Origin of the sequence: Marinimicrobium sp. ARAG 43.8 (genome assembly GCF_050113635.1) — a bacterium.
Taxonomy (GTDB): Bacteria; Pseudomonadota; Gammaproteobacteria; order Pseudomonadales; family Cellvibrionaceae; genus Marinimicrobium.
On the sequence record NZ_JBNJLT010000001.1, the window covers coordinates 547,308 to 567,689 of the forward strand.

Consider the following 20,382-nt stretch of genomic DNA (forward strand, 5'->3'; position numbering starts at 1 on the left):
TCGCACGACCCTTCTGCGACAATTTGTCGCATTCTGGAAGCGAGGCGGCTGTAGTAGGCTTTCTACCGCCTGCAAATCCTGTTAAGAAGAATCCGTAGAAAAAGGACACACCCATGTGCACAGTGACGCCCCGCTCGCGCCGAACACGGCTCGCCCTTTGTTTAAGCTTGACGTCGGGCCTGGGCCTGCCTGTCGCCGCCATTGCCGATCACGGTGATGGCCGGGTGGAAACCGTGCTGGTCGAAGGTAAACACAGCCAGCTGGCACTGGAGCACGAACAGGCATTGACCCCCGGTGGGGTGACGTTGGTCGACAGCACCGAGATGTACGAGCGCAGTGTATCCAATCTCTCCGAGATGCTGCGTTTTGTCCCCGGCATCTGGGCACAAAGCTCCTCTGGCGGTGACGCTATGTTTTTCTCCAGCCGGGGCTCCAACCTCGATGCCACCAATTATGATATGAACGGCATCAAGCTAATGCAAGACGGCCTGCCGGTCACCACCGCCGACGGCAACAACCATAACCGGATGATTGACCCTTTGAGCGCCAGCAACGCGGTGATCGCCCGTGGTGCCAACGCACTGACGTACGGTGCCAGCACCTTAGGCGGCGCCATTGACTTTATCAGCCCGACCGCACACAACACCGAATCCCAGCTGTTTCTAAACGGTGGCAGCGACGGTCACATACAGGGCCGCCTGACCGCTACCACCGTGTCCGGCGACTTCGACGGTCTCATCACTGTGGATGGCAAACAGCGTGATGGTTTTCGTGAGCACAGTGAACAGGAGCGCAGCGGCGTCTACGCCAACGCCGGCTGGAAAATCAACGACGCGCTTCACACCCGCCTCTACCTGACGTATATCGATAACGACGAAGAGTTGCCCGGCCCTCTGACCGCCGAGCAATTTGCCGACGATCCGTATCAGGCAGAGTCGGCGGCGATCACGGGTCACTACCAGGTCAATGTCGAAAGCTGGCGAATCGCCAACAAAACCGGTTGGGACATCAACAGCAACAGCAGTCTGTCGTTTGGCCTCTCCTATGAGGAACAAACGCTGTATCACCCTATTGTCGATAAAGTAATGGTGGACTTCGACGGCGATGGCCCCATGCCGCCCGTAGAGGTATTCAGCCTGTTGATCAACACCGATCAAGATACCTTCGGCAGCTCTTTACGTTACAACCTGAACGCCGGTGACCACGACATACTCGCTGGCATCAATTACGGTCGAAGCACAGTCACCGGTGGCCAGTATCGCAATGACAACGGCCAGCGTAACGGGCTGACCACCATTACAGACAATATCGCAGAAAGTGTAGAGGCGTTCTTAATGGACCGCTGGCAATTCGCCGACCAGTGGAAGCTGGTCTATGGCCTTCAGGCGGTGACCACCAGCCGTGATGTTCGCAATACCGATGTGGAAAGCAACACCGTGCGCAACCCTAAGGCCGACTATGACAGCATTAACCCCCGAGTCGGTGTTATCTATCAAGCCAGCCCGGACAGCGAATGGTTTGCCAACATCAGCCGGTTGTATGAAGCACCCACAAATTACGAACTGGAAGATGACATCCGCGGCAATAACGAAACCCTCGATGCCATGAAAGGCACCGTGTTCGAAGTCGGCAGCCGTGGCAGCAAAACCTGGGCAGACCGTCATCAATGGTACTGGGAAGTCTCACTGTATTACGGCCAGCTGAAGGACGAGATCCTGTCTATCGACGATCCCGACGAACCGGGAACCAGCCTTTCCAGCAACGTGGATAATACCATTCACGCGGGCATCGAAGCGCTTTTCGGCGCAAGCCTTGCGCTCGACAGCGCTGGAGAGCACCGAATCGAACCGCGTCTGAACCTGACCATCAATGAGTTCTCGTTCGATGACGACCCGATCTACGGCAACAACCAGCTTCCCGCCGCGCCGGGCTATGCTATTAAAGGCGAAGTCATGTATCGCCATAACAGCGGGTTCTTTGGCGGACCGACGTTTGATCTGGTCGACGAACGCTACTCGGATTTCAGCAACACCTACACCGTCGACTCCTACGCACTGCTCGGTTTGCGAACCGGCTTCAGCAGCGACCGCTGGGAAGTCTACGGTGAATTGCGTAACCTGACCGATAAGGATTACGTCTCCGTACACACCGTGCGCGATATCGCCCCGGTCGATGACGCTCTGCTGTATGCCGGTGAGCCTCGCTCGTTTTTCGTTGGCGTAAAATGGCAATTCTAACTAACCCTAACGTGTGAGAGCCTCAATGACTGCCAGCCGCACAGCATCGACCCAACGGAGCAATCAAATGTACCGGGCGCTGTGGCGCTGGCACTTTTACGTCGGCCTGCTGGTGATACCGTTTTTGTTGATGCTTTGCGTCACCGGGTTATTGATGCTGGGCAGTAAACCTGTCGGCGCCTGGCTGGACCGGGAACTGACGACAGTGGTTCCCGAGGGCGACGCCCTGCCCGCCTCCGCACTCATGGCCACTGTGCGCGCTCAACACCCGCACGCCAACGTGACGCTTTACATTCCGGCTGGCGACGCGACCGAGTCCGCCCGCTTCTCGCTCACGCAGGGCGCGCACGCGGGCCATGCCGGGCACGGTGCGCCCTCCACCACGGTGTATGTCAATCCGTACAATGGCGACATTCTTGGCAGCCGCGATCCCACCGATACGTTTTACGAGCAGGTGAAAAACGTTCACGGCACCTTGTTGATCGGTAAGACGGGCGACCTGCTCATAGAAGGAGCTGCCGGGCTTGCCATTCTCATGGTACTCAGTGGCTTGTACCTCTCCTGGTCACGCCAGAGCCGGGACCGAAACAGCAACGGTGTCAGCGGAAAACGCAAGCGTTGGCGGCGCTGGCACAAACTCAGTGGCTGGATTGTCGCAATACCATTGCTGTTCTTTTTGTTCTCCGGGCTCGCGTGGACCAGCATCTGGGGTGGGAAGCTGGTGCAGCCCTGGGGCTCTTTACCCGGGACACAATTCGACGCTCCTCAGGCGGACACCTCGCACGAGATTATGAATCAGCACGGCGCTCATCAAGTGCCCTGGGCACTGGAACAAACCCCCATGCCCCGCGCCGACTCTGCGTCTCAAGAGCTGGGAATTGATTACGTCACCCGCATCGCCGAACAACAGGAATTCAAACGCTACCGTGTGCATCTGCCGCAAGGTCAGGGGGACGTCTGGACCCTCTCCGCAACCACCATGGCAGGCGATGTACAAAACCCGCTCGCCGAACGCGTTCTGCATCTTGATCCCGCCGACGGTATGCCGCTGGCTGACATCCGGTACAGTGACTACCCGGCCATGGGTATGGCGATGGCCGCATCCATTCCTCTGCATCAAGGCGACCTCGGGCTGTGGAATTTGTTGCTGAACATGGCCATCATCGCTCTGATTCTGTTTTTGATGACCAGCGCTGTCATTCTCTGGTGGAAACGTCGTGCACCACAGAAACAGCGGTTGCAGCCACCACCGGCCGATCCCGTCGCCAGCAAGATCGTGATGGGGCTGATGCTGGTAATTGCACTGTGCTTTCCGGTCTCGGCGGCGGTGCTTGCTTTGGTGGTTGTGATTGATGGATTGCTGGCTTTGTGCAAACGCGCCAGGCAGAAGACCGCCAGTGGAACCTGAACCGTTGTTACTTTACAGACACGGCCTGGACATGTTCACCGATGTCCAGGTCGTGCAGTTCCAATCTTTTTCCATTGACCACCACATTGTCCAGTTCCACGCCATTGACATAGCTGTCTGCGGAGTAGCCCTCTATCACAGGCGGGTTGAACATCGTGCCGTCGTAGTGAATGTCTTTTAAGACTATATTCTCCACTCCTCCCCCCGGAGCGTGGCTGTACTTTTCGTTGAATACACTTCGAAAATTGAAGAGCATTCCCTCCTCCATACGGCTGATGCGAATATTTTCGAATCTCACATCTTTAACAAGATTGGCATCCCCCGCCGATATCGCCATCACGCCCTGATAATTTCGGTCATCCTCATCGTGCTCCAGCACATCAATGTTTTTGAAGAGCAGATTTTCTATCACCTCTGGAGCCTGAGCGTTACCATGTATCCCTATATGAATAGGATGCGCGATATCGGCCCATAACGTTGAATTCACTACTCGAATATTCTCTACGTTTCCGTAGTAATCCCAACGGTGCGCATAAACCGCGATTGAGTCATCCGATGTTCTCAGGAAAACATCGTCCACCAGCACGTCCGAGCAGCTCATAAGGTCAATACCGTCTGTCCAGGAACCTGCACTGAACGTTTTCAGGTTGCTGATACTCACGTTTCGGGACTGCCCACCGTACACCGTGTAATGCTCTGGATTGATAACAATAGGGCCATCGATCGTGACATTATTGGAATGCGTGATTTCAAACCCCCTATGGGGCTTATCAATCACGCCATGCCCCCTCACGGTCACATTCTCGACGCCTTTAATATGAAAACCGCCTTTCAATAGCGCACCGCCAGCAATATAAACCGTCGTATTTGAGGGAACGACAAAAGCGTCACCTTCCGGTGGCGTATGAACTCCTGGTCCAAACCACATCACATCCTCGTCCTGAGGACTGGGCCGATTTTCTTCTATGGCGTTCGCGAACAGGTGAAGATTATGCAATCGATCCCCATCAAATTCGACCGAGACTTTGGTCGGCTTACTTATTGTAAAGTAAGCCGCATTCCCGTCTAATCGCGGCGAAATGCCGGCGCTCGCTGGCCTCACTTGAACATCTGAAACCGTTCCATTGTTTTTCTGAACAGAAACTTCAACAGTGCCTTGCATATCAAAATAGACCATAGAGGCATTCTGCGGATTATCCAAATCAACTATGACATTGTATTCATAAAGATCTTCCCATTGGCCGCCAGGAGTGCGAACACGAACGGTATAGTCATCGTTATGGTGGGTATACAGCGCCTCTTTCGGTATGTCATAGGTAAGCAAGCGACTTTCGAGATCTCCTTCGGTTTGACTTAAGGGAGCACAGGAAACCACAAAAACCATAGACGCTATTAAAACCAGCTTCATACTCATCTCATCATTGCTCATTAATTAGAATGAAACCTTAACTCGGCGATATTGCCAAACCAGGTCGCCGAATTGTAAATTCTAATAAAGCGATACGCTGTTTGATCGCTAATAGTTAGTGTCTGCCAGTCACGTGTCGCACTGGCCTCATCCGACACCGTTACCCAGTTCGTATTATCCTGCGAGCCTTGAACCACAGCGCCTTCGATCCGGGTGAAATAGTTGTCCTGACGGGCCAGAATGTTGACTTCCGTAAGGGACACTTCTTCACCCATTCCAAAATCAAAGGCAATATAAGCACCACTTCCACTAGACCCAAGGCGAAAGTCGGACGCCGTACCCGGCAATCCGTCGAACATATAATCGACTTGCTGTGCGGTCAGCGACTCGTCGGGCCTACCGCCTATGGTGGAGGGGTCGATCAACTCAGCGTTCAGGATGACGTCGCGCATCACGCTGTCGCCATTAATCAGAAACAGCGACGTGTCATCGGTTGTTGACTCCACTGTCAGACCTGCCGCTCCTTCAGCGTCATAATAGTTCACTGCAAATTTGACATCGCCAACGTCTACACCGCTGTGAAGATCGACCTGGGCGGTCCAAACCAGGTTATCGCTGGACGCCACCGACGCCAATACGCCCTGTACTTTCACCTGCATGCCATAGACCGGTTCAGCCGTCTGGATATCGAGCGTCACCGTATCTCCGTACTCAATCAGTCCGGCAGCGCCTGATGAGGGCGAACTCATTGAAATCGCGCTGACCAGATCCTGAGGCTGTGTCAACTCGCCATGAAAACGGACCTCCGCCACATTACCGAACCAGGCATTCGCGTTATAAAGCCGAATATACCGGAACTCTTCAGTTGTATGAACTGGAAGACTCTGCCACTTATCGGTTACTTCAGCCGCGTCAGAGATCGTGGTCCACGCTTCATTGTCCTGAGAGGCTTGAACAACCGTTCCATTGATACGACTGTAATATTGATCCTGGCGCGCGAGAATATCCACGCTGGTCAATGATATTGTGCCACCATAACCCAGATCAAAGGTGACGTATCCCCCCTGCCCATCACCACCATCGCGGAAATCAGAGTGGGTATTGGGGTTTCCATCAAACAAGTAGGATGCTTGTTCATGCGTAATTGATTCATCCGGTCGCCCATAAGACGTTGATGGATCAATTATATGAGCAGCCTCCAGCAGGTTGTCGATAACGTCTGACTCATCCACCAGATAGAGATCGGTGACGTAACTCGATTCGGTGCTATCGCCCTCCTGCGTTTGGTATTCGACAGACACTGTGACAAAACCAGTACGTACACCGCTGCCCAGTGTCGCTTCCGCAAACCAATGCACACCATCGTCACTGGTGAGCGTTGCATTGATCCCTTGAATAGTGACACTGACGTCGCTAATGGATTCTATGGCAGTGATCGAAAACCGTAGCGTCGACCCACTAAATACGAGCCCCGACGAGTCTGCGGCTCCCTCGTCGAGGGTGACAGTTTCTATTTTGTTATTCGTTTCAAAGCGGTCACCCATTATTCTCAATTCACCAATTTCATAGATGTTTAAAATCTGACCACGAAGCGCATCGGGCTGCGGGCTGACCATTTCGAACTTCAGGTACCTGAACTTATCGTCTTTAAATTCAGTATCGACGTCAATAAACCCCATGTCGTTACTGTACGGGGTCTCTGCCGAGGTTATTCTTGTCCAGTCAATACCGTTGTTCGACGCAAACGCTGCGATACCCGCCCCTCTATCCAGAAAATTCATGCGACTTTGCACGCCGATGGCGTCTACCGATACTTTGAAGTTCTCTGTAAAATCAAGAATATGGTACAAGTTCGGATAAGGCGCGAGCGTGTAGACCGGAAAGGTATCATTGTTTTCGTCAACCAGAAGAGAAACAGACTCCCCGAAAGTCGAATCCACGATTTCAGAAAAATCCATACTGCCGTCATCGAGTCTTGGGGTTAGTTTCTGAAGGGACTGTACGGCTTCTCCAAGTGACGCCAAGTGCTGACTGAAAGCCTCATCGCTCGCCTGGCCTACGGCATCGATTGCAGCTTGATGCTCCGACAGGTAGGTATCCAGAGAGGGAGTCGTATACTCAACGGTTTCATCGTAAGAACTCGCGGCCTTATCGATGGCCCCTTGTCTGTCAGCAGCGACGGATAGAATGACTCGTTTGGTGTCTAAACTGACACCGTCTGATGCCGACACGATAAATGACCACACTCCTTCAGATTGGGGCGTCCAACTGAAAGCACCGGTCGCCGAAGAGAGTGACGATCCGCTCGGACGGTTGATTCCGTAGTATTGAACAACATCGGTGTTATCTGAATCCGTCGCTGTGAAGTCCAGCGCTACCTGACCACCTACATAGGCATAGATTGTTTCATCACTCGCAACACCCGTTATCTCGGGCGATGTGAGGTCATCAGCGGCATCAACGTTCAGGTTATCCAAATCAACCGTTGTGCCATTACCTTTAACCGTGAAAAACCCCAAGCTATAAGTGTTACCCAACTGACCATAGCTCACATGATCAATACCCATATCGTAGACAATATACTTCCAGTCTCCCATGGTATTCGGCAGCGCAATAACATGGTAAGGCGTCTTGTTCTTTCCTGCACTGATTAGAAGCTCCGCCTCACCATCGGTTCGCACACGAATACCGATGGGAAGTGACTCAGATCGGTCTGAGTAGGAGAGGTTGAGTACAGCCACGGTACTACCTGCCGGTGTAGCCTGGAACCGTATGAACGAGGTCTCACCTTCACTCAACGTTTGAGTCTGGTTGTCAAAAGGCGTGTACCGCTCCTCCAGCTCGACAATGGACTCATCGCTCTGAACCGGAGGCAGATAAGTGTCACCCTCGTTCGCTGCCTCCGCTGGCATGAAGAGCCAGAAGTCTCCGCCGCCGTCTACGTTATCCCAGGTATTCTGGAAATCTCCCTGATAATAATGGTTGGTCGGAATTCGTTTTGTAAACGCCTCGTAGAAGTACGGAGCCTTCACCGAAAGATCAACATTCCTCGAATAAGTATAGTAGTAGTAAAGATCCCAAAAATTGGTGGTCAGCATACGACCTCGGTAGGCTTGGGATATATTGTGATAGATACCCTTGACCGTCCCATCGTTAAATATAGAGAACGGGGTTGGCACCCATTCGGTATCGTAGCCCAGCATGTACTGCCAGAAGTAGTCCGCCGCGGCCAGGATACGATCATCCAGAAACTCATAAATATCAACAGCGTTTGCGCTTTCGGATACGGTCCCTTGCGTTGGGTCAACCCGAGTCCCCTGGGCGAGAAACAGACGCGCGATAATCGCCGCGTTGGTCAGATCACCTCCGCCATGCGCCTGATCACGCCCCATCTCAACATGCTGTACTACGGGTTCGGCCAGCACCTCGCCCGTCTCGGCATTTTTTTCTACCAGCCTGAAAAGCCGTTTAATGGAACCATTGAACCCCTGATTTTCGGCGGTGGCATTCACCGTCATCCATTCTACCGCCTCATCGAATCTGGGCCGGTTTCCCGTAAAAATGTAAGACGCCATCGCACCCAGCAAAGGATAGGAATGCTGGTTCATAAACTCGTCATTGGTGTATTGGAACGTTTCCACTACCGGCTGGATAAGGTTGGTGGTCAAGTACAGCGTATCTTCGGCTGTCCATTCCCACTCGGAAGAGGGACTACCGGTATAGCGCAATATTTCCGCGCCCGACAGCATCCGATTCAAAGGAATGCCAGTGTGAATGTGCGCGTCAGGAAAATACGCGTATTGTGACGGGTCCATCTGCTGCCAGATCCGAAGAATCTTCATGGCATTAGCGCGGTACACGACGTCCCCGGTTATGTAGTAGAGAAGTGCCTGGGTGTAGACTTTAAGCCCATCCGCTATAAATCGGGAGTTTTGCCCACGACTGTCAAACGCCACGCTGTCTGCCGCTGTGGGGTCTGAACCGCTGGCGTTACTGGACACGACATTTCGCCCCGCCGCCGATGATGTCACCATATCTTTATAGTACGAGAACCAGGGCTCTTGCTCCGCCAGCACTTGCAGTCTGACGTTTTCCAAGTGCGCTTTCGTCAACCCTATTCCTGGGTGGATAAAGCCGCTGGCATCAACCGTTTCGTTAATCACAGGCTGATAGCTGGTTATCGGAGGCAGGGTTTGAGAGAACGCGCTCACTGGCCAGACGAACGTAATACCAAAAATGAGTGCAACCATGGCGGCCTTGTTCACCAGCGCCAGTTTTTTTAACGCTGCTGCCATCGGCGTGTATAGTTTCATCGTTTAGTCTCCGTTTATATTTATCGTCGAAGTATGATTACAACTAACGTGCTGATCTTAGAATTACCGCTTTAATGGCCAACGGCTAAAATCCGATTTTCCTAATTTTAAGAATGCCAAAAAAACAAGTGGTAACGATACCATATTGATATGTAAAGGCTCTCTTGGAATTGTGTTGTCAAATAGGTTCAGCATTCTCCGAAAGGGTACGCTCTGCCCTTTTCAGGCAGAGCGCAAGCACCTGCGCAACACGTTATTGTTTTTGCAGATGTATTGCCACACCACCAGACGCTTTCAATGCAAAACTTTTAACGCTATCGCTTGTGGCTTCGAATGTTCGTATACCCACATGGGTTCTGGTGTCGACTGATTCGTCATCAAAGTAAACCGTCGCAAGGTAGGTTTCGTTGCGGTCAAGAAAATCAAAATTAACGGTTACTTCTCGTGCGTCATTGTTGGTAATTGCACCTACAAACCAATCTTCATCAGACCGTCGAGCGGTGACAATGTGTTGACCGATGTCGCCAGACAGCACTTGGGTGTCATCCCATATAGTGGGCACGGCCTCAAAGAAAGCGATCTCTGGTTCGCCCTGGTAATCATCCGCACTGTCGTACCAGAAAAGCGTTTGAAGGGGGCTGTACATCACCACGGATAGGGCGAGCTGGTGAGCGTGCGTCGTTTTGATACGGTCATCGTAGTAACAGATGGTGTAGTCGCCCATTCCCGCAATACCCCGAGTGAAAGGGATAGTTGTATTGTTCGTTGCGTCGGGCATTTCCTCGTTACCCCGAATACCTTCCACCGTCATGATATTAGGCCATGTTCTCTGTTCACCCGTCGGACGAAACTCATCGTGAATGTTAACCATCAGTTCATTTTCGGCCGCTCGTTCAATGGAGTCATGAAGCCATGCCGTCCAACGGTGAGACCCGACCTGAACAAATCCGTATTTAACGCCGACCAGGCCCCATTCCTTATAAAGTGGAAAGATTTCCTCGTCCTGTTCAAGCAGCGCATGCTGGTTAACGTAGACCCAGATCCCAACGCCTTTTTCCTTCCCATATTCGATAATTTCTTTGAGGTCGAGATCGATATCGACAGTGCTCGCGTCGGAGTCGAAGGTAAACGCCCAGCCGTACCATAGCCAATCAAACAGCAGGTATTGGATATTGTGTTTGGCCGCAAAATCTATCCACTCTTTTGCACCCTTTTCAGTAAGCGACATGTCCCGAACGATTTTTCCGGGCTTGATCCAATCTGTTGAGCTCAACGTTGAGGGGTCATTGAGATTTAACAAAATGTCGTTGTTCTCGATAAGATCACCGGGTTTCTCCGCCACCATGACAACACGCCAAGGGGTACCTGTACCGGGAATAATGTCAATCGGAGTGTGCATTTCCGTCGTTATCGTGTTTTTCCTTTCCTCAGCAAGTGCAAACTTGGTGCGCACATAATCTACCACTTTTGCCTCAGCGAGACTGGCATAAAGTCCATTGTCCAACTTCAATGTCAGCGGTCGCTCACTGGTCGTGGGCCAGTCCTTCAAATCCAGTATGGATACCGGGCCTTGAGCCCAGGGACTGAACCAGGCCTTGGCGCCTTTATCAAAGGCAAACTCTGTGCCTTCCGACATCACACGATAGAAAATACCAAGGCGGTTATCCGGGAAAAAGTACCGAAAGGCAATGCCTTCATTAAAGGCACGAACCTCAATATTCATTGTATAGTTATCATTGGCAGACTGAACGAACGACAAAGTCATCGAGTTATAGTGATTATCAATTTCAGACCGCTCACCATAAACCGGCTCCCAGGTGGAGCGGTGCTCTTCTCGTTCAACGCCCGTCAACTGCAAACCGTTAATCCATTGCCCTTTCGGCGTATTCTCAATCGCCAGGGCCCACTCGGAAAGGTGGTTATCCAAGCGTATATCCAGTCTGGATCGCTTGATCACCGTCTTGTCACCGTAATTCACGTCATACCAGAGCGCCAAACCTTCTCTTTCGGAGAGATTCGAATGAACGGTAATGGATACTTGTCCATTGGGAGACGTTAGCGTTTCGGCAGTGTCTTCCGCTAAGGCAACGTTTCCTATTGGAATCAACGAAACGAGCGTTATCAATAATACCCAAACATGTTTTTTTAGCATAAGTATTCTCCGGACGAACGAGCCAGAAGTTAGTATTCGAAACTTTGCCTTTTCAGACTAAAAAAAGGGTGCCCGAAGGCACCCAAGAAAGAGTGCTGCAGGAGAGCGCACGCCATTAACTACCGAATGTCGCTCTGAAGCTGAGCGAGAAATTTCGACCATTCGCATAGTACTGATTCAGTGACCCCGTTGTAACGGACCCAGGCTCACCGATGTAACGAGACGGTGCTTTGTCAGTCAGGTTTGACGCGTTAAAGCTGATACTGTAGCGGTCGCTCAGGCTATAGTTAATTGAGGCATCCACAATACCATACCCTTTAACATAGCGCCCATTGACCGGAGTATCGGCCACACCGAACAGAATGAAATCCGAACGGTAGGTGTACACTAGCCGGGCAGACAGTTTGTCATCTTCATAAACGCCCGAAATGCTGTAGCTATCATCAGACTGGAACGCTTGCGGTGTATCAACGATCTCCCCATTACGTTCGATCGGGTTTTCGGTTTCCACATGGGTGTAAGAACCCGAAACACCGAAATTGCTCCAGATGCCAGGCAGCCCATCAAAAAAGGTTTGGCCAGCCAGTTCGATGCCCTGGACATTGCCTTTCTCGGCGTTAACCTCACGCGTGATCAGATATTGTCCGCCAGAGCATGAGTTGTCGACGCCGCCAGAGTACGCTGGCGCGGTTGGAACGCTTTCACAGGATGCAATGCCGTTGATAAAGCCGTCAATGTCTTTATAGAAGACGGCTGCAGAGACATACGATGAGGGGCCAAAGTATTTCTCCAGAGACAAGTCGAAACTGTCCGCTTTAAGGGGCTCCAGGTTAGGATTCCCGCCTGTGCCATTGCCGCTAAGTGGGTCAACCGTCACTGTGGGCGCCAAGGAGCTAAGGCTCGGGCGCGTCATGCCTTTGTGATAACCGAACCGTAGCAAGAGGTCTTCACGCAGCTCACCGGTCAGGTTGAGAGAGGGAAGCACATCGGTGTATGAATTGGACCCGTTAACTGGGACCAGCTGTGAATCTGAGCCAGTGGTGTCTATTACCTGCGCCGCTGTCTCCACATCGGTATTAATCACTCGCACACCGACGTTACCGCGGATACGCTCGCTGCTGGTGGCGAATTCGCCCACAACATAGGCCGCCGCCGTTTCCTCTTCAGCATAACGCTGGTTGGCGAGAATCTCAGGGAGGCTCCCAGAAGGAATACCCGCTTGCGGGAACAGGTTTGACAGGGAACCGCTGTGCAGCAGATCCGTGTTAAATACAATATAACCACCAGGATAACTGGTGTCGTTTCTGACCCAATCCGTGGGGGACATTTCCACCAAATCACTGGTTACGGGTACATCACTGGCGGTCAAGTCCGCAGAGTTGGCGTAGTCATGCGCTTCAGACTCTTGAGTCGACAGACGTGCGCCAAATTTTACCGCATTGAAGAAACCATCCATTGCATAATCAAAGTCAACCTGAAGAGCGGTCCCTTCATCAATCAATTCACGATTGGTACCATTGGAATAATTGTTAAACACGAAATTATTCGGGTCTGAAAGGTCCGGCCCATCAATCTCAATGTCATGTGGAACGGATGTCAGGCGGCGAGTGACATCCCAACTGAGGCCAGCCGCTGGGGTCATTTGAATGCTGCGGTTATCCTGAGTTTGTTCCGACGAGGTGTATGACAAATCGAGCGTCATATTCAGGTTGTCAGTGATACGCCAATCGAACCCGGACGCAATCTGCCAGGTTTCGTAAGGGCGATACTCTTCACCACCCAACGCCGCCAGACTTGAGTTCAGGAAGGTACCACTTCGAATACCTTGCTCAACCACGGACTCATTGGGGCCTCCGTTTGCATTACGGTCAACCAGTTCCTCAGTCATTACAAATGGCTGTGTTTCCAGATCCCGGACTGTGCGGCTGTCACTGAGGGTCAGAAAACGGTATTCCTGATTGTATTCGTAGTAGTTGTAGTTACCTTCGGTGAAGAATTCAAAGTCGTCGTTTGGCGCCCATTGAAAAGCTGCATTGACACCACGGCGCTCACGACGGATATCTTCTTGAAAGACATGAGCATTCTGGGAAATTGCAGTGACAAGTTCCGATTTCGGATCGGAAGTTGAGCCGTCAGCGAGATACCAGACATCAGACTGGCCCGCATAAGCCTGGTCAGCACCGTCGAGCGTAAGATATTCGGGATCGTCCGCACGTACTGGACGGCGTAATGATGCACCTCGGTTGCCCGGCGATGAGTCTGAGCGGTTATGGCTCTCCTGCATGTTACCTGCCAACAAGAAGCCGATTTCACCACCACTGTCCAGCTGCCAGGTGTTGGAGTACAAGCCGAATAGCTCCGGCTTAACAGAGCCTGCAAAATCGTTGTAGCGCGCCGTGGCCGCTGCACTGATTACCTCGCCATCCATATCAAAAGGGCGACGGGTGCGAATATCGATGAGGCCACCGATGCCGCCTTCGATCTGGCTGGCGTTCGGTGTTTTGTAGACGTCAATGCCAGCAATCATTCCCGGAATCGCACTTTCGATATTAAACTCGCGACTGCCAGCCGTGTAGTAAGCGCGACCGTTCAGCCGGGAAGCTGTTTGTCCTGACAAACCTCGAATGGTAAGACCACTGCCTTCCCCTACCGGGGAAGCACCTTCACCACCATAGCGATAACCCTGCACACCGGGGATTCTCGTCAGAGTTTCGGCCACATTCGGATCAGGCAATTTACCGACATCTTCAGCGGTAACAGATTCAACGATCTCGGCTGATTCACGTTTGATGGCGGTAGAGGTTTCCAGGCTACTGCGGATGCCGGTAACGACGACCTCCTCCAAAGGCTGCGCTTGCGCCTGGACAGAGAAGGCCAGTGAGGTCATTGCGGTTGCCGCTGCCACGGCGGCGGCCAAGCTGTTCACTCTCATAGTCATGTTGCTACCTATAGTTATCTGATTTATTCAGGTTGTATCCGCCCCCAACGGGACTTCAAGCTGATGGTAGGATCAGCTGATGATCAAATGGTATCGATACCAGACCAATACCACAACCTTTTTTTAACCACGATAGTGCTGACCTCGACCCCGGCCTAGAAGATAGAGACCGATCATGTAAATTGCAGATTAAACCGAAAATAACGAAACTTTAAGTAAAACCAATAAGTTAACATTAAGTTTCGCTATTAATCTGCGCCTCCTAACCCTATTAAAAGTGATTAAAATTTAATTTTTTATGAAAAAAAATTATTTTCAGTGCCGGATAGTTATTCTGCAGGCTTAGCACAAAAATAATGCCCAGCGTCATCACTACCGCCTAGAGTCCTTTAGGCGTGGCGTCCTTTAATAAGGGTACCGATAACAACATCTGCTACCATACGAGTTCAAAGTTCAGGCAGGACTCGGAGCACCTGCTGATCGGGCAACCCGAAGAAGAACCACCAACTAAAACACCCAGGAATTCATTAGGGAACCAGGCCATGCCTCGAAAGAAGTCAGGCGACACCGTGCCCAGCACCAAGAAGCCTAAGTCGCAGAAACCTGCTCGCAAACAAGCCGTCACGATTCATGATGTCGCTTCGAAAGCCGGTGTGGGGTCCATGACGGTCTCCCGGGTTGTAAACGGTTCCGCCTCCGTGAGTCCGGAGATGCGCGAACGCGTCGAAAAAGTTATTCGGGAGCTGAACTACGTACCCAATCTGGCGGCGAGAGCGGCTCGCAGTGGTCAACAACGGATCGGCATTATCTTCAGCAACCCCAAGTCATCGAATCTGGGCGAGTTTCTGATGGGCGCCTTTGCGGCCAGCCGCAAGAAAGGCTGCCAGCTACTGATTGAGCCACTTTTGGCTCACCCACAGCCCATCGATGCTTTGAAAAAACTGATTGACCTGGGGGCCGAAGGCGTCATTTTACCCCCGCCTATTTGTGATTCGCTGGACGCTCAACAATTAGCCGCCCAAAAAGATGTGTTACCGCTGAGTTTTGCCTCGGGAAGCCCCAGACTGCACTCTCCAGCTGTGTTGATTGACGACTTCTCCGGCGCACGAGCCATGACGCACCACTTGATTAGTCTGGGGCATACAAAAATTGCTTTCGTCAAAGGCGACCCGACTCACTCTCCCGCCGAAAACCGTGTTCAGGGCTTTCTCGCCGCTATGGCAGAGGGCGGACTCGATGTGCCTAAACGCTGGATGCCGAAAGGGGATTTCAGCTATCGTTGCGGTCTAGAGGTGGGCAAAAAGCTTTTGGACGTCCCCACTTCAAAACGGCCGACCGCAATATTCGCCTGCAATGACGAAATGGCGACGGGTCTTATCGCCGTGGCCCACGGCCTGGGACTAAAGGTGCCAGAGGACATTAGTATCGCCGGCTTCGATGACACCGCACTCGCTTCAGCGGTTTGGCCACAGCTGACCACCATTCACCAGCCCCTTGCGGAGATGGCGGAAACGGCCGTTATCATGCTGGCCGACATACTGGCATCCGGACCCAACGCCTCCAAGCACGATGGTGTCGTTCGTCATTACGTTGCGCCTTACAAGCTGATAAAAAGGGGCTCAACAGGGCCTGCCAGTCAATAACTCCGTCCAGAATTTCCCCACCTGAGGAGCCATTAGCGAAACCTGAACAGTCATTAGCGAAAAGGCTTGCACGCTTTTGTTGGTATCGATACCATAAATAATTATTTCCCCGGGCCCGAGGCCCATAGCTATTACGCAATGGAGTAGAAGAGTGATTCGTATAGGGGTAGATTTTGGCGGCACAAAGATAGAAGTGGCCGCCGTCGACGGATCCGGGGAATTTCGCTCGCGCCTTAGAGCCGATACACCAGATACCTACAACGAGGCCATCAGTACCATTACTCGCCTGGTGGCGGAAACCGAACAGGCCCTGCAATTGCGCCAGCGTGCCAGTGTCGGCCTCGGTACACCGGGGTCTATCTGCAAAGCAACCGGTAAACTGCGCAACTCCAACCGCCAATACCTCAACGGGAGCGCTCTCACGCGAGACCTGGAAGCCGCCCTTCAACGCCCCATACGCATCGCCAATGACGCCAATTGCTTTGCGCTGTCTGAATCCTACGACGGAGCGGGTGAAGGAAAGAAAATCGTATGTGGATTAATCCTGGGCACAGGCTGTGGCGGTGGCCTGGTGATTGATGGGCAACTCGTGGAAGGCGCCAACAGCATCGCCGCTGAATGGGGCCACAATCCGCTGCCGTGGCAGGATCTCACCGAAGCGAACGGGCCCGGATGCTACTGCGGAAGAAAAGGGTGTCTTGAGCAATGGATTTCCGGCACGGCTCTGAGTCGCTGCTTTATCGCCCGTACCGGAAAGTCTGCAACGGCAAAAGCCATTGCCAAATTCGCACAAGACGGTGACACCGCAGCCATTTATGAAATTTCCGCGCTCATTAATCGCGTCGGACGCGCAATCGCTTCCATCTGTAATGTGGTCGACCCCGATGTTATCGTTATTGGTGGAGGGCTATCCAACATCCCTATGTTGTACAAAGAACTGCCGCCCGTCATTGAAAAGTACGTATTCAGTGACACCTGGCGGGGTAGCGTACTCCCACCTCGGTGGGGCGACTCTTCCGGAGTGAGAGGAGCCGCCAGACTGTGGGCGACTCGTTAACGAGCCAACCACCCTCCATCAACCGCAACCGTATAGCCATTGACATAATCAGCGGCATCGGAGGCGAGAAACACCACAGGGCCTTTCAGATCTTCGGGCAACCCCCAGCGGCCGGAGGGGATCCGACCCAGTATTTCTGCGCTACGCTGCGTATCTTCGCGTAACGCCTGGGTATTGGAGGTTTCCATATAGCCCGGCGCAATGGCGTTTACGTTAACGCCCAATGTTGCCCACTCATTGGCAAGAGCTTTTGTGAGCCCCATCACCGCACTTTTTGATGCCGTATAGGCTGGAACGCGAACACCGCCTTGAAATGACAACATGGAGGCGATGTTGATAATTTTACCGCCACTGTTCTGACGCTGAAACTGCCGAGCGGCTGCCTGACATAAGAAGAAGACGGTTCTCAAGTTCACATTGATAACGTCATCCCAGTCCTGCTCATTGAAGTCAATCGCATCAGAACGTCGAATAGTACCGGCGTTATTCACCAAAATGTCGAGTTTTCCGAAGCGCTTAACCGCGGCCTCAATAACAGTGGGGATAACGTCCGTCTTTCTCAGATCGGCATGAACGTTTTCAAACCCTCGCCCGAGGGCCTCAACATACTGTTTGGTTTCAGTGGGTTCACTGAAGTTCAGGCCCACAATGTCGCAGCCAGCCTCCGCGAGCGCCACGGCCATGGCCTGGCCCAGTCCGGTGTTGCATCCCGTCACGATTGCGACCCGCCCCTCCAGTTTGAATTTATCCAGTACCACGTAAACCTCCAGTTTTCCTGGACGAGACCCACCGCGGCCAATCTACTGACGCGGCCTCGTCGTGAGTTTAATGACTTTATTTTTCATGGCCCGGGAGCGGGCCAGTACTGCGCCGAGCCAGCAATTCCACACCTATCGATACACGTTGAACCGGTCGATCCGGAAATGCCACTCGATCCTGCATTTGTCGAATGGCGGCCCGTCCGATTTCCCACCGATTAATTTGCATGGAGGTTAATGCTGGCGACGCATGGGCTCCCACCGACAAACCGTCGAAGCCCATGACGGATACATCGTCGGGTACAACCAGCCCCCTCGCCTGCAAGGCCTGCATGGTGCCCAAAGCAACAATGTCGTTAACGCAAAAAAAAGCGGTGGGGCAATCGTCGACGCTACTCAAATATTCCGTCACAACATCACGGGCGCTTATGCTGATGGCCGCTGGAGATCCCAAATCAAGAAGATGTTGTTTAGGGTCGAATGCCAATCCCGCTTCCTCAATCGCATTGCGAAAGCCATCGACCCGCCGTCGAAACGATTCGCGATAAGGATGTGTCACGTGAACAATTCGACGGTGCCCCAATTCCAGAAGGTGGCGTGTGGCGCGCCAACCTCCCAAATGATAATCGGGCGAAACACTGGGCAATCGCATATGGCGATCCATGCCATTCACAATGACGGTGGGTCGGCCAAGCGAGTAAACGGCCTCGAGTACTGAGGGTTCGTCAATACCCACCAGGAAAACGGCTTGTGGCGGGCCAGATGGAAACAGCGCCTCGGGGTAGGCCGCGCCCTCGGGCTTACCAGTGACCGAGACACTGATGTCAATACCCACAGCGGCGCCTTCCTGAACGATACTTTGTATAATGTCGCCGTAAAAACTGTCGTTGGTGACAAAACGATCCAACGTCACAATGGCGGCGGACGTCAGCTTTTCTTCGGCCAGGCGCCCGCCTCGCCCACGATATCCCAACTCCTGCGCGACGCGCATTACGCGATCTCTTGTCTCGGCGCTGACCCCCTTGCGGTTATTCAGTACTTTCGAGACGGCCGCCACAGAAACCCCCGCCACTTCGGCCAGGTCTCTTAGCGTTGGTTCGGCGTTTAATTCGGATGCCACCTGTTTTTCTCCTCGATTACAGCGAACGTATCACTATGCATCGTCCATGCACGGGAAACAACTCGCGCTTTTCGGGCCTATCACCAGAAAAATTGCCGGTGTCCCAACGAGCGCATCAATGCTTCCATGAAGTAATAGTCGCCGTATGGAAGCATGGCATCACTGCGGCCCGCTGGCACGAATGCCGCGCCATGAGCCAGTAAGCCCTCCGCACCGGGCGTACCGGTAAGATCGCACTGCTCCAGTAACCCATCCAGAAGACGTCGGGCATGCGTGCGCCATTTCTCGGACTCCTCACCGTCGGTCAGATCCGCGAGCAAATACATACCGGCGGACATAACCGCGCCTGCCGAGCTGTCAATCGGGTGAGAGCCGTCCGCTGGCAGAGAAAAGTCCCACACCGGCACAGAGGTTTCTCCCATCAGACTCATTGCCTTATCGGCGACCGCCCGGGCGCTGTCGAGCGACCGGGAATCTCCGGTGGCGGCGTAGCCGTTGGCAAACCCGTGAATCAGCCAGGACTGCCCACGAGCCCAACAAGAATCATCCGAGTACCCTTGATGAGTTTCTCCACGTAATGGTTCCCCTGAGGCGGGATCAAACAGGAAGGTGTGGAAGCTGGTAGCGTCTTTGCGCACAAGGTGCCGTCGAGTGGTATCGGCATGAATCGTCGCAACGTCGTAGAAATCCCGAACCCCGGTCTCACGATGAGCCCAGTGCAATAACGCCAGATTTTGCATGGTATCGGCAATCATTCGGCCATTGGCGAAGCGAGCCTGCTCCCGATCATGCGGCCCTCTTGGTGTCCACGCTTGAATATAGCCACCTTCTTCACGAAATCTCCCCAGCAGCGACCTGGCCGCCTCCAGGCCCATGTCGCGCGCCTCTTTGTCGCCCGTCAGCTGCCAGTCAGCCACTGAGTGCAGCGAAAAAAGAAATCCTATGTCATGGTCTCGCGCCTTGCGATCTTCCAGAACCGCTCGAAACTGGGAGCGTCGAGACTGAGCCGCCTCTCGTAAAGCCGGGTCTCCCGTCAGCTGATAGGCCAACCAGAGCTGCCCCGAATAAAACCCCATCACCCAGTCGTAACCCTTGCAGTAGGACCACCGGTTCCCTTCCTTGCCAACCTTTGGGTTACGCACCCCGGCAATAATCCGGGATTCGTGCAGCCTCTTTACACATCGCATTAATGCCTCACGGTGTGCACTGATGGGAGCGGGATCATCCTTTTGCGCAAAGTAAGAGGCCTGTTCGGCTTGCATGTCACATCACCTTAGTAAAATTCAACGAAACAATTCTGCTTTAACGAAATAGTTTCGTCAATAGCTATTTTTTCGTTGATTTTTCT

General features: G+C 52.8%; 11 protein-coding genes. 4 read left to right on the top strand and 7 right to left on the bottom strand.

The features are described from left to right. Nucleotides 1–113: 113 nt before the first annotated feature. Together ACQCLF_RS02265 and ACQCLF_RS02270 are read left to right on the top strand one after the other, a co-directional pair. Nucleotides 114–2,237 carry a TonB-dependent receptor family protein gene (locus ACQCLF_RS02265; protein ID WP_426984691.1) on the top strand — a complete coding sequence of 708 codons (2,124 nt, stop codon included), beginning with the start codon at nt 114–116 and terminating at the stop codon, nt 2,235–2,237. 25 nt (nt 2,238–2,262) lie between these two features. Then, entirely contained in the window at nt 2,263–3,645 is a 1,383-nt protein-coding gene (locus ACQCLF_RS02270) for a PepSY-associated TM helix domain-containing protein (protein ID WP_426984692.1), read from the top strand. Between the two features lie 7 nt (nt 3,646–3,652). Here the strand turns inward: ACQCLF_RS02270 and ACQCLF_RS02275 are convergent, their stop codons facing one another. The 4 genes from ACQCLF_RS02275 to ACQCLF_RS02290 all read right to left on the bottom strand — a co-directional run bounded on the left by ACQCLF_RS02275 (nt 3,653) and on the right by ACQCLF_RS02290 (nt 14,456). Beyond that, on the bottom strand, nt 3,653–5,074 hold the full coding sequence (locus ACQCLF_RS02275; RefSeq protein WP_426984693.1) for a glycosyl hydrolase family 28 protein: 1,422 nt from the start codon (nt 5,072–5,074) through the stop codon (nt 3,653–3,655). After that, a complete protein-coding gene (locus tag ACQCLF_RS02280) occupies nt 5,074–9,366 on the bottom strand; it encodes a discoidin domain-containing protein (protein ID WP_426984694.1) in 4,293 nt (1,430 codons plus the stop codon). Before ACQCLF_RS02280 ends, ACQCLF_RS02275 begins: the two co-directional genes overlap by 1 nt. 253 nt (nt 9,367–9,619) lie before the next feature. Further along, nucleotides 9,620–11,518: a glycoside hydrolase family 97 N-terminal domain-containing protein gene (locus ACQCLF_RS02285; protein ID WP_426984695.1), complete on the bottom strand. Its 1,899-nt coding sequence runs from the start codon at nt 11,516–11,518 to the stop codon at nt 9,620–9,622. A 115-nt stretch (nt 11,519–11,633) separates the two neighbouring features. Continuing rightward, nucleotides 11,634–14,456 (bottom strand): TonB-dependent receptor, encoded by a 2,823-nt coding sequence (locus tag ACQCLF_RS02290; RefSeq protein WP_426984696.1) that lies wholly within the window; start codon nt 14,454–14,456, stop codon nt 11,634–11,636. 542 nt (nt 14,457–14,998) lie between these two features. On the opposite strand from ACQCLF_RS02290, the gene ACQCLF_RS02295 reads away from it, so the two are divergent. Both ACQCLF_RS02295 and ACQCLF_RS02300 read left to right on the top strand, forming a co-directional pair. Further along, a complete protein-coding gene (locus tag ACQCLF_RS02295) occupies nt 14,999–16,099 on the top strand; it encodes a LacI family DNA-binding transcriptional regulator (protein WP_426984697.1) in 1,101 nt (366 codons plus the stop codon). A 151-nt stretch (nt 16,100–16,250) separates the two neighbouring features. After that, nucleotides 16,251–17,156: an ROK family protein gene (locus tag ACQCLF_RS02300; RefSeq protein ID WP_426984698.1), complete on the top strand. Its 906-nt coding sequence runs from the start codon at nt 16,251–16,253 to the stop codon at nt 17,154–17,156. On the opposite strand, the gene kduD is transcribed toward ACQCLF_RS02300, so the two are convergent. From kduD to ACQCLF_RS02315, 3 genes are all read right to left on the bottom strand, one after another. Next, nucleotides 17,153–17,914 carry a 2-dehydro-3-deoxy-D-gluconate 5-dehydrogenase KduD gene (kduD, locus tag ACQCLF_RS02305; RefSeq protein ID WP_426984699.1) on the bottom strand — a complete coding sequence of 254 codons (762 nt, stop codon included), beginning with the start codon at nt 17,912–17,914 and terminating at the stop codon, nt 17,153–17,155. The two genes, ACQCLF_RS02300 and kduD, sit on opposite strands and share 4 nt — an antisense overlap. Before the next feature lie 76 nt (nt 17,915–17,990). After that, nucleotides 17,991–19,034, bottom strand: coding sequence for a LacI family DNA-binding transcriptional regulator (locus ACQCLF_RS02310; RefSeq protein ID WP_426984700.1), 1,044 nt, complete (start codon nt 19,032–19,034; stop codon nt 17,991–17,993). A gap of 80 nt (nt 19,035–19,114) precedes the next feature. Beyond that, complete coding sequence (locus ACQCLF_RS02315; protein ID WP_426984701.1) at nt 19,115–20,296, bottom strand: glycoside hydrolase family 88 protein; 1,182 nt, start codon at nt 20,294–20,296, stop codon at nt 19,115–19,117. Nucleotides 20,297–20,382 lie beyond the last annotated feature (86 nt).